The organism is Lishizhenia tianjinensis (assembly GCF_900116425.1).
Taxonomy (GTDB): Bacteria; Bacteroidota; Bacteroidia; order Flavobacteriales_D; family Crocinitomicaceae; genus Lishizhenia; species Lishizhenia tianjinensis.
Genome location: NZ_FPAS01000001.1, coordinates 247,042 through 261,552, shown reverse-complemented (window position 1 = coordinate 261,552; position 14,511 = coordinate 247,042). Strand labels below are relative to the sequence as shown.

The 14,511-nt window shown below is 37.2% G+C and carries 16 protein-coding genes; 10 read left to right on the top strand and 6 right to left on the bottom strand.

All coding sequences use genetic code 11. From position 1 onward, the window contains the following. A complete protein-coding gene (gene gap / locus BM327_RS01180) occupies window positions 1-996 on the bottom strand; it encodes a type I glyceraldehyde-3-phosphate dehydrogenase (protein ID WP_090245426.1) in 996 nt (331 codons plus the stop codon). 126 nt (window positions 997-1,122) lie between these two features. On the opposite strand from gap, the gene BM327_RS01175 reads away from it, so the two are divergent. Together BM327_RS01175 and BM327_RS01170 are read left to right on the top strand one after the other, a co-directional pair. Beyond that, window positions 1,123-2,064 (top strand): SPFH domain-containing protein, encoded by a 942-nt coding sequence (locus BM327_RS01175; protein ID WP_090245424.1) that lies wholly within the window; start codon window positions 1,123-1,125, stop codon window positions 2,062-2,064. Window positions 2,065-2,125: 61 nt separating this feature from the next. Beyond that, window positions 2,126-2,554, top strand: a complete 429-nt coding sequence (locus BM327_RS01170; protein ID WP_090245422.1) for a hypothetical protein — start codon at window positions 2,126-2,128, stop codon at window positions 2,552-2,554. Here the strand turns inward: BM327_RS01170 and dinB are convergent. Further along, entirely contained in the window at window positions 2,540-3,613 is a 1,074-nt protein-coding gene (gene dinB / locus BM327_RS01165) for a DNA polymerase IV (protein ID WP_090245419.1), read from the bottom strand. The genes BM327_RS01170 and dinB overlap by 15 nt on opposite strands. Before the next feature lie 91 nt (window positions 3,614-3,704). Beyond that, window positions 3,705-4,163, bottom strand: coding sequence for a hypothetical protein (locus BM327_RS01160; protein WP_139230197.1), 459 nt, complete (start codon window positions 4,161-4,163; stop codon window positions 3,705-3,707). A 135-nt stretch (window positions 4,164-4,298) separates the two neighbouring features. Here BM327_RS01160 and BM327_RS01155 point away from each other — a divergent pair, with 135 nt between their 5' ends. Continuing rightward, complete coding sequence (locus BM327_RS01155; RefSeq protein WP_090245414.1) at window positions 4,299-5,414, top strand: T9SS type A sorting domain-containing protein; 1,116 nt, start codon at window positions 4,299-4,301, stop codon at window positions 5,412-5,414. Here the strand turns inward: BM327_RS01155 and BM327_RS01150 are convergent. Then, window positions 5,389-5,637: a hypothetical protein gene (locus BM327_RS01150; RefSeq protein WP_090245411.1), complete on the bottom strand. Its 249-nt coding sequence runs from the start codon at window positions 5,635-5,637 to the stop codon at window positions 5,389-5,391. The genes BM327_RS01155 and BM327_RS01150 overlap by 26 nt on opposite strands. A 16-nt stretch (window positions 5,638-5,653) precedes the next feature. On the opposite strand from BM327_RS01150, the gene BM327_RS01145 reads away from it, so the two are divergent. Genes BM327_RS01145 through BM327_RS01135 form a run of 3 tightly spaced genes read left to right on the top strand, consistent with a single transcriptional unit; the run spans window position 5,654 to window position 7,883 of the window. Continuing rightward, entirely contained in the window at window positions 5,654-6,280 is a 627-nt protein-coding gene (locus BM327_RS01145) for a tetratricopeptide repeat protein (protein ID WP_090245408.1), read from the top strand. A 1-nt stretch (window position 6,281) separates the two neighbouring features. Next, window positions 6,282-6,926, top strand: coding sequence for an endonuclease III (gene nth / locus BM327_RS01140; RefSeq protein ID WP_090245405.1), 645 nt, complete (start codon window positions 6,282-6,284; stop codon window positions 6,924-6,926). Between the two features lie 36 nt (window positions 6,927-6,962). Further along, window positions 6,963-7,883, top strand: coding sequence for a DUF58 domain-containing protein (locus tag BM327_RS01135; RefSeq protein ID WP_090245403.1), 921 nt, complete (start codon window positions 6,963-6,965; stop codon window positions 7,881-7,883). 3 nt (window positions 7,884-7,886) lie between these two features. Here BM327_RS01135 and BM327_RS01130 read toward each other — a convergent pair whose 3' ends face one another. Next, window positions 7,887-8,339 carry a DUF2147 domain-containing protein gene (locus BM327_RS01130; RefSeq protein WP_090245400.1) on the bottom strand — a complete coding sequence of 151 codons (453 nt, stop codon included), beginning with the start codon at window positions 8,337-8,339 and terminating at the stop codon, window positions 7,887-7,889. A 172-nt stretch (window positions 8,340-8,511) separates the two neighbouring features. Between BM327_RS01130 and BM327_RS01125 the strand changes: the two genes are divergently transcribed. Then, window positions 8,512-9,402 carry a 3-hydroxybutyryl-CoA dehydrogenase gene (locus tag BM327_RS01125; RefSeq protein ID WP_090247580.1) on the top strand — a complete coding sequence of 297 codons (891 nt, stop codon included), beginning with the start codon at window positions 8,512-8,514 and terminating at the stop codon, window positions 9,400-9,402. Between the two features lie 69 nt (window positions 9,403-9,471). Here BM327_RS01125 and BM327_RS01120 read toward each other — a convergent pair whose 3' ends face one another. Further along, a complete protein-coding gene (locus tag BM327_RS01120; protein WP_090245395.1) occupies window positions 9,472-10,188 on the bottom strand; it encodes a DUF3575 domain-containing protein in 717 nt (238 codons plus the stop codon). A gap of 159 nt (window positions 10,189-10,347) precedes the next feature. Between BM327_RS01120 and BM327_RS01115 the strand changes: the two genes are divergently transcribed. The 3 genes from BM327_RS01115 (at window position 10,348) to BM327_RS01105 (ending at window position 14,453) form a co-directional block, all read left to right on the top strand. Further along, on the top strand, window positions 10,348-12,531 hold the full coding sequence (locus BM327_RS01115) for a S9 family peptidase (protein ID WP_090245393.1): 2,184 nt from the start codon (window positions 10,348-10,350) through the stop codon (window positions 12,529-12,531). Between the two features lie 2 nt (window positions 12,532-12,533). Further along, entirely contained in the window at window positions 12,534-13,046 is a 513-nt protein-coding gene (locus BM327_RS01110; RefSeq protein ID WP_090245390.1) for a thioredoxin family protein, read from the top strand. A 117-nt stretch (window positions 13,047-13,163) separates the two neighbouring features. Further along, window positions 13,164-14,453: a citrate synthase gene (locus tag BM327_RS01105; RefSeq protein ID WP_090245387.1), complete on the top strand. Its 1,290-nt coding sequence runs from the start codon at window positions 13,164-13,166 to the stop codon at window positions 14,451-14,453. Window positions 14,454-14,511: the final 58 nt, after the last annotated feature.

The following is a 14,511-nucleotide window of genomic DNA, read 5'->3' as shown; positions in this document are numbered from 1 at the left end:
CTAGGCTATTTTTGCAATCAAATCTACCAAACGGTTAGAATACCCTGCCTCATTGTCGTACCAACCCACAATTTTGATCATATTACCAACCACAGAGGTAAGCAAGCTGTCAAACACACAACTGTTGGAGTTTCCAAGTATATCTGTAGAAACTATGGGATCTTCTATGTAACTTAAAATTCCCTTTAAATCTGCCTCACTCGCTTTTTTAAACGCTGCATTGATAGCCTCCACACTCGGTGGATTAGATTTTACGTTAATTGTTAAATCTGTCAACGACCCATCGGGAACAGGTACGCGAATTCCACATCCACCCATGTAACCTTCTAACTCTGGAAATATTTTGGTCAATGCCTTCGCCGCTCCAGTTGTCGTTGGAACGATAGACTGTGCAGCCGCTCTGGCCCTTCTTAAATCGGCATGCGGTGCATCGTGCAAGCGTTGGTCGGTTGTGTAGCTGTGAACAGTTGTTATGTACGCACTTTCTATTTCGCACAACTCCTTAATTACCTTAATCATTGGCGCCGCAGAATTTGTTGTACAGGAAGCATTCGATACTACACTTTCATCTCCAACGAGCAAATCATCATTGACTCCCAACACTACCGTTTTCACATCTTCACCTTTCGCTGGGGCACTAATAATCACCTTCTCGGCTCCCCCCTTCAAATGTTGAGATGCTAATTCTTTTGTCCTAAAAATACCTGTGGACTCCACAACTATTTCAGCGCCCAATTCTTTCCAAGGAATTTGAGCTGGATCTTTGTACTGGGTAAAAGTAATTTGCTTCCCATTTTCAAAAACTAAACGCTGACCGTCTATTTTAAAACTATGCTTCAATCCCCTATGAACACTATCATACTTTAACAAATGCGCCAAGGTTTCTATATCAGCAAGGTCATTTACCTGAACCACATTAATGTCTTCTCTATCTAAAATCAATCGTGTTAAATAACGACCTATTCTTCCAAAACCATTAATTCCTATATGTATCATTTCGCGTTGCAATCTTTGTTCTACTTGTCATTAAAATTAGCCCTTCATAAATTTCTGCTAATTTCTTTGACATAAATACCATTATTATCCAAATTTAATCTTTACATTTAGAAAAAACATTAAATCATGCAACAAACAGACTTAATTTTCAATGCTGCTATAATCGCCGTTATTTTCGGTTTGATTTTCAAGAGTATAGTCATTGTAAAAGAACAGAGTTCAGCCGTAATTGAACGCTTAGGAAAATTCAATAAAATATGTCCTTCAGGACTTCACTTCATCATTCCTTTCATCGATAGAAAAGTAGATATCGTTAACCTTAGGGTGCAACAGTTGGATGTGGGGGTTGAAACCAAAACTATGGATGATGTGTTCGTAAATTTAAAGGTTTCGGTGCAGTTTAAAGTGACGCGAGAAAAAGTAAAAGATGCCTTTTACTCTTTAGATAACGCCAGAGGTCAGATCGCTTCTTACGTATTTGATGATGTAAGAGCCGAAGTTCCAAAATTAGAATTAGATGATGTTTTCGCCAAGAAAGATGATATCGCCAAGGCCGTGCGTATTAACATTGCTGAAATCATGGAGGAGTTTGGATATACCATTATCAAAACCTTGATAACAGATATAGATCCCGACCATAAAGTTAAAGAATCTATGAACAGAATTAATGCTGCAAAAAGAGATAAAGAAGCGGCCATGGAAGTTGCGGCGGCAAGAAAAATCACCATCATTGCAGAGGCTGAAGCAGAGGCCGAATCTAAGCGTCTATCGGGAGAAGGTATTGCTCGTCAGCGTTTAGAAATTGTTCGTGGTTTTAAAGAATCTGTAGAAGATTTCCAGAAAACCTTGAAAAATGTATCTCATGAAGAGGTAATGCAGTTTGTATTGTTAACGCAATATTTCGACACCATCAATAATGTTGGATCTAATTCTAAAAACACTTCTATCTTAATTCCGCACTCTCCTGGTGCGATGCAAGATTTCCAAAATCAAATTATACAAGGTACCTTCATCGGTGAAAAACTCAACGAGTTTACAGATCCGGATGAAGAAAAAGACAAAGATTAAATGTTTGCTGCCGGTTGGTGAAAGACCGGCAGTTTTTCCTTTCATTTTATAAGATTACTTCATGCTCAAGTCCTTATTCATAGGCTTTCTCACCTTACTCATCCTTTGGGTTCCTTCTTATTTACTCGATTACCAAATTACACAAGAGATACAGGTCCCCATCAAATGGCTACTCATCATAGTAGGTGCTATTTTATTGGAGCGCGTGGTTAAGTACCTACTCTTTTATCCTTTTAAATTCTTTGGTATACACAAAAGCAAGAATGTTATTGTTAAACACCTTCTTAATTTTTCCTTTAGCGCTGCCTACATTTCTTTGTGGCTTGCTGTTGGAATTAATCCTATAAATGCGGTTGTTCAGGGCAAAGTTCCTGAAAAGATATTTTCCAATGCCGACTTTTTGATGAGCGCTTTGTTCTTCACTGCTTACGCTTTTCTATTCTCTTTGCTTTGGATACTTTTCAACCGAGGAAAATCAGAGCAAGCTTAATTGAACAAACTCTTCCTTTCGCTCATCTCCTTCATCTGTAAAATTTGATATTGCAACACCCAACAGGCGTAGAGGCATTTTTCTGTCGTAATTCTCTACAATTAACTGAAGAGAAAGATTCCATATTTCGGCCTTTGTTTGTATGACCTTATTTCCTGTAAATGCTCTTGTTAGCTGGGTAAAATCAGAAAACTTCAGTTTAATGGATAAGGTATAACCCTTCTTTTCGGCTTTTTCGTAGCGTTTCCAAAGTGCATCGACTACTTTTTTCAATTGAAACTCAATTTCATCTCTCTCCAAAATATTTTCACTCAAAGTTCGCTCTGCACCTATGCTTTTTCGTTCTCTGTGCGCTTTAACGGGGCGATGATCTATACCCCTGGCGATTTGATAAAAAAAGTGTCCCGCCTTTCCAAAATAGGTACTCAACTCTTGTTCACTAAATTTGAGCAAGTCTCTACCAAAATAGATCCCTAACTCCTTCATCTTTTGGGCCGTCACCTTACCTACACCAAAGAATTTATCTACTGAAAGTTGCGCTACAAAGTCTGCCCCTTCCTCGGGTGCTATGACAAACAATCCATCCGGCTTGTCTTGATCAGAAGCAATTTTTGCCAAAAACTTATTATAAGAAACTCCTGCAGAGGCCACCAAACCTAAAGATTCGTAAATATCATTCTTAATGGCTTTCGCAATAAAAGTTGCTGATTGCATGGGATGGTCGGTTACATCCAAAAACGCCTCATCCAGCGCCAAGGGTTCTATAAGATCTGTGTAGCGTTGAAATATGGATCGGATTTCTTGACTCGCAGCTTTGTATTTATCAAAATGAGGCGGAACAAAAATCAAATCCGGACAAATTCGTGCGGCTTTCATCGAACTCATAGCCGATTTCACACCAAACTTTCTGGCTTCATAACTGGCCGCGGCTATAACTCCACGCTCAGCATTTCCTCCTACTGCAACGGGCTTACCTTTTAGATCAGGATTGTCACGCTGCTCTATAGACGCGTAAAACGCATCCATATCTACGTGTATTATTTTTCTAAAATTGGTCATTTTGCGCGCTACAAAAATAAGAGAAAGGTGGAAGTAAAACTCCCACCTTTCAATGATTCGTGCGGTTTTAAGGCCGCGCTATATTTAGATCTTAATCTAAAGCGACATTTTTGTGTTCCCGCTTATAATTTTTCCAATACTGCATCAATGTAAAAGCCACAATTGCTGAAGAGGCCATTCCCTCCAAAAATAACACGAGTACTACACGCATACCTGTCAAATTTCTACCGAATAAAAAACTTCCTTCCAAAACCTCTGGAAATTCGGGAGAAACGAAGGTGGTGTATACTAACATGCTCGCACAACTTAAAAAAACAGCAGTGGCAGATGCACCAAATGCAGTGCGGAGATTGTAAAGGTATCCAACTTTATCATCCTCTATGAAATTTCGTACGATCAATTTATTCACGAAATAAATCACAAACACAAAATTGAATAATCTCAACTCACTTACATCCTCTAGATTAAACACTTTCATTAGGGCAAAAAAAGCAACTATACTTAAGTAAATATAGAGGCCATATCTAAACGTAAAATTTCGTTTCTTCATAGTCCTTCTCTTTTTTTGGTTTACCCTTCAATTTACAACTTTATCTACTGACACACAAAATTTTATATACACACTGTCACTTTCCTTTAAGTTGATAACTTTTATTCCCTAACTTTAGAACAAAATTGAAAGTTCATGCACAAAGCCTTACTACTCTTCATATTTGTGTGTAGTATTTGTACTGCACAAGCACAACAATTCTCAGATACACTAGATGTAAATGGTGTAGATAGAAATTTTATAACCTATTTACCCGTAAATTTTGACCCTCAAACAGAGTCACTTCCTTTGGTTATTGTTTACCATGGTTTAACCATGAATAATGAGACCTTGACTTTTGCTGGTTTTAATGCAATTGCTGATACTGCACGACTTATACTCATGTATCCTCAAGGATTAACCAATAGCTTTGGTCAAACAAGTTGGAACAACGAAACAGGGTTATCACCTATGGCTGAGGATATTTATTTCAGTAACCTTCTGATAGACACAGCGATGTTAATGTATAACATAGACCTGAGCCGAGTTTATGCGGCTGGAGTATCTATGGGGAGTATTATGAGTTACCGATTGGCATGTGACCTTAACGACAGATTTGCAGCCATCGGTTGTATTTTTGGTCCTATGGCCACAAGTGTAATGGCCGATTGTGACCCTTCCTACTCTACCCCCATTATACATTTCCATGGAACGGACGATGCAACAGTTCCTTACGACAGTAATCCTTTACCAACACTAAGTTTGGCAACAGAAACCATAGCTTGGTGGGAAAATGAAAAAACCTGCGATGGAAGCATGGACTCTACACGAATTGCCGATATTGCCAATGATGGCTTAACAACCGATAGATTTGTTTACAACGGATGTACTGCAGACGGTTCTTTAGAACACTGGAGAACCAATGGTGGAGATCACGATTTCTACATACAACCCGTAAACGATTTTAATCACTTTATAGAAACCTGGAAGTTCTTGCGCAAATGGCAACATCCCAACCCTAGGAACACCTTAAGCACGGCAAGCTTTAACACAATAGAAGCGAGTATTTTCCCGAACCCTAGTTCGACAAGCATATCTCTACTTTTCGACCAAGAAAAGTTTAAGGTTGAAATCTATGACCTACTGGGTCAACTTGTTTTAGAAGTTGAGGATAAGAAAAATATAGACATAAACCACCTCAAGGAAGGAGTTTATCAATTGGTAATTTCAACGAAAGAAGCTATAACTAGTCAGCGATTTGTTGTTCAATAGTTAAGTATTCCTGAGCTGGAATTTCTAAATACAAATCACTAGTTTCCAACATATCATTCAGGCGCAGTATTTCGAAATATTGCGCCGCTTTTATTTGATAACAAAACCATTTCTCTCCTACCTGCTGTAATTCAACAAATTCACTACTACTCGTTATTTTGTAATATGACTTACCATTAAACAGCCTGCGATATTGCGGAAAGTCCTTAACTTTGTGTTCCATAAAACGAAGATAGAAAATGTTTGTCAACGCGAATCATAAAAAAGCTCAGGAATTCATCGATACCAAAGAACTAGACAAAGCCTTAAGGCACTTTGCTAAAGCATTGGAGGAACATCCCAACAATGCGCAGATTATCAATGATAGAGCTGTACTTTACATTCACTTGCAACAGGAGCATTTGGCCATGCAAGATTTTAACCTTGCAGTAGAATTAGATCCAGAATACAGTTACAGGTATGCCTCGCGCGCTTACGCCAAAGACTTTTATGGTGATACAAATGGAGCCATAGCGGACTATCAAATCGCGGTGCAGTTAGACCCTGATGATGCGGTAGCCAATAATAACTTAGGTATTTTACTAGAGAAAAAAGGCTATAAAGAAAAAGCAGATAGACATTTTGCCAAAGCAGATAAAGTTGCCAAACACGAGAAACATTTTGAGGAGCTTATGGCTCAAGAAGAAGCTGAAATAGCCGGTGAGGAAAACACGCCCAAACCAGAAAATGGTGTTAAACTGCAACCTAAGAAAATCGAAAAAGAAGAGGAATTAAGTAAAGGAAAACTAGTATCTAAAATCGTTACTGATAAAAGTACTTTTAAAGAATTTGTTAGATTTATCAAAAACGGATTTAAGGTAAAATAGCATGACAAGAAAAGAGAAAGCTGAATTTGTAGTTGAAGAATTAGAAAAATTATATCCCGAAACTCCAGTTCCCTTAGATCACACCGATGAATACACCTTATTAATCGCTGTTCTTTTATCTGCGCAATGTACAGATGAACGCGTTAACCAAATTACACCGAAGTTGTTTGCCAAAGCGAATAACCCGGCAGACATGGTTAAACTCGACGTTGAAGAAATTCGAGAAATTATCAAACCTTGTGGTTTATCACCGCGAAAATCAAAGGCTATCTACGACCTTTCTCACATCTTACTCGACAAACACCAGGGCAAAGTTCCTCAAAGTTTTGAAGATTTGGAAGAATTACCAGGTGTGGGGCATAAAACGGCAAGTGTTGTAATGGCACAAGCTTTTGGAGTTCCTGCTTTCCCTGTAGATACACATATACACAGGCTTATGTACCGTTGGGGACTCACGAATGGTAAAAGTGTAGATCAAACAGAAAAAGACGCCAAGAAAATTTTCCCGCGTGAATTGTGGAACAAACTCCACTTACAAATTATCTTCTATGGAAGAGAATATTCACCTGCACGCTCTCCAAAATTAGAGAAAGACTACATTACAGTAGCTATAGGAAGAAAATCTGTCTTAAAAGATTATAAATAATCCACATCCCCCCTCTTTTTTCTTATCTTGGTCGATATGGCAACTACGATTAAAAGAGAAGACTTAGTACAGTTTGGTAATCTTGAATTACTGGCCAAACAAGTTGTTGAAGGATTTATAACAGGACTCCACAAAAGTCCTTTTCACGGTTTCTCTGTAGAATTTGCCGAGCACAGACTCTACAATAAAGGAGAATCTACACGACATATAGATTGGAAACTTTTTGCCAGAAGTGAAAAACTCTTCACTAAAAAGTATGAGGAGGAAACCAACCTTCGTTGCCAAATCGTTTTGGATTGTTCGAGTTCCATGCAGTTTCCTTTAGAGGAAGAAATGAATAAAATGCATTATGCCGTTTATGCCATTGCCTCTTTAATAGAATTACTAAAAAAACAACGAGATGCTGTCGGTTTAAGTATGATGAAGGAAAATTTATCTTTACATACGGAGGCCAAATCCTCGCTTCGTCACCACAAATTCTTATACGCGCAACTGGAAAAAGAACTTCAAAATTTCAACAAAGAAAAAGGAACGAGCACAGATGCAAGTGCCTTATTGCACGACATTGCAGAACTCACCCACAAAAGAAGTTTAATTATACTCTTTTCAGACTTTTTAGACGATCCTGAAAAAGTAGACGATTATTTTGCGGCTATTCAACACTTAAAACACAACAAACACGAAGTTATCATCTTCCAAGTTGTGGATGAGAAACGCGAATTAAATTTTGAATTAGACAACAAGCCACATGTACTAATTGATATGGAAACGGGTGAAAAAATGAAGCTTCAACCCAATCAAATCAAAGAAAAGTACGCCGAGCAATCCAAGAAATACTTTGATGCCATAAAATTAAAAAGTCAACAATATGCTGTTGACTTTATTACAATAGATATACATGAAGATTTACAAAGCGTTCTCACACAATACATGATTAAACGCAGTAAATTGTATTAATGTTTATTCCGGCAATCTCACCCAGATTTGAGTTCTATAAAAGAATCCTAAGTAACCTCTCACCATTAAACGGTTCGTGTTGTCTTCGTTTAACCAAAGAGCACAATCGTAAATTTTACCGTTTTCTGGGTCACAGATAGTACCGTCTTCGTACTCGTCATCATCCTTCTCCATGTCTCTGATAATTTCTAAACCAACCAAAGGTTGATCTTTTCTGTCATCCGTACACTTGTCACATTTCGGATTAGGTCCTCTACCTTCTCTAGGATAGAGTTTAACAATTTTACCGTAGACCTTTCCATCTCGCTCAAAGATTTCAACTACAGATTTCTTTTTATTGGTTTCATCATCTATAGTAATCCACTTCCCGAAAATGGTTGGTTCTGCAGTAGATGATGATTTGGTAGTAGCTCCCATAAGAAGTACACAACTAAACATAAGCAATAGGCTTTTCATACAATCACATTTTTTAATTAAGGTTTTACCCTTACAAGTTATTTAAATTTTGATAAAACAAAAACATCTGTATGCATAAAAACAAAAATCTTACCGTATTCATAAAGACAGCACTTCCTTGGGATATTAGAAAAGTACTTTTAATTTTACGACACCAAAAAATTATAAGATGATAAAAAATGTTGCAGTAATTGGTGCAGGAACAATGGGGAATGGAATTGCCCACGTTTTTGCTCAATGTGGATATAAGGTTTCTTTAATTGATATTTCAGAAAAGAGTTTAGAAAGAGGAGTTGCTACGATCACTAAAAATTTAGATCGTATGGTAGCGAAGGAAAAAATCTCTGCTGACGATAAAGCGAACACTTTAAACAACATCACAACTTTCACTTCTACAGAAGACGGTGTAAAAGATGTTCAATTAGTAGTTGAAGCGGCTACTGAGAATGTAGATTTAAAATTGAAAATCTTTAAAAACCTTAGTGAAGTTACAGCAGATGACGTGATTCTTGCAACGAACACATCTTCTATTTCTATTACTAAAATTGCAGCGGTTACAAATCGTGCAGATAAGGTAATTGGAATGCACTTCATGAACCCAGTTCCAGTAATGAAATTGGTTGAGATAATTAGAGGTTACTCTACTTCTGATGAAGTTTGTAACTTAATCATGGAGACTTCAAAGAACTTAAATAAAGTTCCAGTTGAAGTGAACGATTACCCTGGATTCGTTGCCAACCGTATTTTGATGCCTATGATCAACGAAGCTATCATTACTTTACACGAAGGTGTTGCTGGTGTTGAAGAAATTGATACTGTAATGAAGTTAGGTATGGCGCATCCTATGGGACCATTACAATTGGCAGATTTCATCGGTTTAGATGTTTGTTTGGCAATCATGGAAGTGTTGTACGAAGGATTTGGTAATCCAAAATACGCACCTTGTCCGTTGTTAGTAAACATGGTTACTGCAGGTAAATTAGGTGTTAAATCTGGAGAAGGTTTCTACAGTTGGACACACGGAACAAAGGATTTAATTGTTGCTGATAACTTTAAGAAATAAGCACATTTTAAAGCATAGAAAAAGGGCGACTAATTATAGTCGCCCTTTTTTGTATCCGTTCAATTTATATTAAAGTGATGACCAACCAATACCGAATCTTAAACCGGCATTAATTTGTACGGTAGGAAAAGAAGTAGATTCTTGTACCCATTCTGTTGTCATCTCACCGTTCTGACTCCAATTATACGTGGTATATGCAGAGCTTTGATTTCTTTGAGCCAATCCCATACCTATAAAATAATCAATAGACATCGTTTTAGATACCCAATGTTGATAACCGATGTTAAAGGTGTAATAGATACGCGTATCATTTCCTGAGAAAGGGTCTGGTGTTACCTGTCCTTCTAATACAGGCGCGTGGTATTCTGAATTAAAATGCTTCACACCAACAGCTGGCATGATGTAGAATTGATTAAGAGCAGATAATTCTCGAAGTGGATAATATCTGAATCCAACTTCTGCAGAAACTCCCATTTTACCGACTTCACCTCCGTATTGAGAAAGAAATCTACCTGACCAAATATTACTTACGTTTGGTCCTGCTGTTAATTCTATAGATGATTTATCTCCAACTACGTGTTCGTAAGAGAATCTCATTTCTCCGTTCAATTGATTTAATAAGTCGAATTTAACCACATTCATGTGCTCAACTTCTATTCTTTGTGATGGTGGTGTATTAAAAAATCTCGAACGCTTGTTGGTTACATAAACTTTTTCAGTTTGAGCATAAGCAGTTACTGTCGAAATTAATAATCCACCGAGTAGGATTAAGGTTTTCTTTTTCATGATCTTAGTTTTACAAGTATTAAATTACGGATTTTCATTTACAAGCCATATGCCAAAAATGTTAAATCTTTGTTTATTTAACATTTCTATTGGTCAGACACCTTGGTTACAGAGCTATTCGGAACTTTTAATTATTTTCGCAACAGACAGATTTAAACAATGAAAAACACTTTATTACTTACACTTCTTGCGCTAGTTACACTGGGAACAGCAAATGCACAATCGAAAAAATTGGATGTCGAAACCATCTGGAAAGATTATACTTTTCAAGAAAATAGCGTTGCTGGTTTTAGATCAACAAATGATGGTGAACACTACACACAGTTCAAAAGAGAAGGAAAAATTAAATCCATTTATAAATATTCTTTTACGGATGAAAACAAAGAAGAATTAATCGTAGATGGAAGTACTTTATTCTTTAGAGGTGAGGTTTTAAAAATAGATAACTATTTCTTCAACGCCGATGAAAGTAAAATGCTTTTTACTACACAAACGCGTAAAAAATACAGAAGATCTTTCGATGCACTCTATTACGTGTACGATTTAAAAACAAAAGAACTTGCGCCATTAGACGAAATACATTTCCCACAAACCTTGGCCGAATATTCACCCGATGGTAGCAAAGTAGCTTATGTAAGTGAAAACAATTTGTTTGTAAAAGACCTAGAATCTGGAAATATCAAACAAATCACCAAAGATGGAGAGTTCAATAAAATCATCAACGGTACCACGGATTGGGTAAACGAAGAAGAGTTTGCACTTACCAAAGGTTTTGAATGGTCGCCAGATGGAAACTACATCGCTTACTTAAAGTTTGACGAACGCAATGTGAAAGAATTTACCTTAAACTGGTACAAAGACCTCTATCCTACTGCCTATACTTACAAGTATCCCAAAGCTGGAGAAGATAACAGTAAGATTGGTCTTTATATAGCGAAAACAAAGAACGGGAAATCTAAACAAGTTGATTTAACAGAGTATGAATACATTCCTCGCTTTAGCTGGGCGGTTCATACCAACCAATTGGTTGCAATTACATTAAACCGTCACCAGAATAGGTTGCAATGTTTATTAATTGATGCAGAAGATAAAAGCTTAACACCTAAGTTGGTGTACCAAGAGGAGGACGAGGCTTATGTAGAAATTGATGATAACTTGGAGTTCTTACCGGATGGCTTATCTTTTATAAGAACAAGTGAAAAAGATGGTTTTAACCACATCTACCAAATCTTTTTAAACGGAGAGGTAAAACAAATCACAAAAGGAAATTGGGATGTAATCGAATACAAAGGATACAATGCCGAAAGTAAAGACATATACTTTACCTCTGCCCAAGAAGGAGCCATGTATAAAGCCCTTTATAAAACGAATATAGAAAGTGCTAAAACTCCAATTAAACTGAGTGCAAATAGAGGTTACAACCACGCAGAGTTCTCTACAGGTATGAAATACTACATTAACCGATGGAGTGATGCGAATACACCTACAATTACGACACTTCATAAAAACAATGGAGAAGTGATTAGAACCTTGGAGGATAACGCAATTTTTGCAGAGGAACTAAAACTTTACAATTTCCAACCCAAAGAATTCTTCACCCTTGAAGGTGCAAATGGAGATCTATTGAATGCTTGGATAATTAAGCCAGATAATTTTGATTCTACAAAACAATACCCGGTATACTTTAACATTTACTGTGGCCCTGGTAGCAATATGGTGTTAGATAAATTTGATGGACATAACTTTGCATATCATCAACTACTTGCCCAATCGGGTTACTTGGTAGTTTCTGTTGACACGAGAGGAACAATGTATAGAGGTGCGAAATTTAAAAAGTCGACCTATTTACAACTCGGAAATTTAGAATCTGATGATTTAGTTGCGGCTGCTAAAAACTTTGCGCAACTTCCTTATGTAGACGAAAACAGAGTGGGAATCCAAGGTTGGAGTTTTGGAGGAACGATGACAACCCTTTCTATGTTAAAAGGAAATGACGTTTTCAAAATGGGTATAGCTGTGGCTCCAGTAACACATTGGAAATATTACGACAATATTTACACGGAGCGTTTCATGCGTACACCTGCTGAAAATCAGGAAGGTTACGAAAACTACTCTCCTGTTAACTTAGTGAAGCGATTGGAAGGGAAATTCTTCTTGATACACGGAGCTTTTGACGACAATGTACACCACCAAAATACCATGGAGTTGATAAACGCCTTTGTTGATGCCGACAAACAGTTTGATTTGTTCATTTACCCTAACAAGAATCACGGAATTTATGGTGGAAATACACGTAACCATCTCTTTAAAATGATGTATACTTACACCTTAGAACATTTATAAAAATGAGAGGATTTACATATACTATATTAGGGCTGGGCTTATTGCTATTTTCTTGTGCTAACTTAAAGGATAAGAAAGAAGCAGAAATAACTGAGACCACGCACAAAGTAACTACTATAAATGATAGTACTGTTCATTGGTATGGTATGGAAGAAGGAATTTCTTTGGCCCAAAAACAGAACAAACTAATCTTTGTAGATGTTTACACAGACTGGTGTGGATGGTGTAAGAAAATGGATGCTTCAACTTTTAAAGATAAGGAAGTTATCAAGGCATTAAATCAAGACTACATCGCCGTGAAATTTGACGGAGAAGAAAAGGATACGGTTAACTTCTTTGGAACAGATTATAAGTTTGTAAACAATGGCCGAAGAGGCTACCACGAACTGGCAGCAGTATTGTTAGATGGTCGTTTAAGTTACCCTTCATTTGTGGTGCTGAACAACAATGGAAACAGAGAAAAAAAACTAATAGGATTTATGAATCCTGAGCAATTTTTGACACAATTGAAATAATTGCGACAATAAAAATTATTTCGCGTTTAAGATAGAATGAAATTCTTTGAACAATCAAGTTTATTACTATCTTAGTCGTCGATATATTTTAACCTTAAAATTTATTAAATTTAAAAAATGAGCGAAGTAGCCAAATTAGAACTCAACGGTACAGTTTACGAACTACCAGTTTTCACTGGAAGTGAAAACGAAAAAGCGATTGACATCAAGAAATTAAGAGCGGAAACAGGGTACATTACCTTAGATCCAGGTTTTAAAAACACAGGTAGTACATCAAGTGCTATTACTTTCTTAGATGGAGAAAAAGGAATCTTAAGATATCGTGGGTATCCAATTGAGCAGTTGGCTGAGAAAGCATCTTTCATGGAAGTTGCATACTTGCTTATTTACGGTGAATTACCACAGGCTCACGAATTGGAAAACTTCCACAACAGCATTACAAAGCACACGTTGGTTCACGAAGATATGAAGCAATTCTTCGAAGCTTACCCAGCTCAAGCTCACCCTATGGGGATTTTGGCTTCTATGGTTTGTTCACTTTCTACATTCTACCCAGAGTCTCAAGATCCAAACAGAGGATACGAAGCAATTGATTTAACAATCCACAGATTGTTAGCGAAGCTTCCTACTTTGGCTGCAATGTCTTACAAAAACGCAATGCGTCACCCAGCAATGTACCCTAAGAATGAATTAGGATACTGTGAGAACTTCTTACACATGATGTTTGGAATGCCTACTGAGGAATACACTCCAGACCCAGTTGTTGTTGATGCATTGAACAAATTGTTAATCTTACACGCTGATCACGAGCAAAACTGTTCTGCTTCTACAGTAAGAATCGTTGGTTCTTCTCAAGCAAACTTATACGCTTCTATCGCAGCAGGTGTTTCTGCATTATGGGGACCACTTCACGGTGGAGCTAACCAAGCAGTTATCGAGATGTTGACAAAAATCCAAGAAGACGGTGGTGATCTTCAGAAATGGGTTGACAAAGCAAAAGATAAAAATGACGCATTCCGTTTAATGGGATTCGGACACAGAGTATACAAAAACTTCGATCCACGTGCTAAGATCATCAAGAAAGCAGCTGATGATGTATTAGACAAATTAGGAATTGATGATCCTATCTTAGATATCGCTAAGCAATTAGAGAAAGTTGCTTTAGAGGATGAGTACTTCGTACAAAGAGGTTTATACCCTAACGTTGACTTCTACTCAGGAATTATCTACAGAGCATTAGGTATCCCAACTGAAATGTTTACAGTAATGTTCGCATTAGGAAGACTACCAGGATGGATCGCACAATGGAAAGAAATGGTTGAAAACGGAGAGCCAATTGGAAGACCTCGTCAGGTTTACACTGGAGCTAACGAAAGAGACTACGTTCCAATGTCAGATAGAAAATAAGAATTTTTCAATATTCAAGAAGCCTTGTTACATTTTGTAGCAAGGCTTTTTTTTTGTA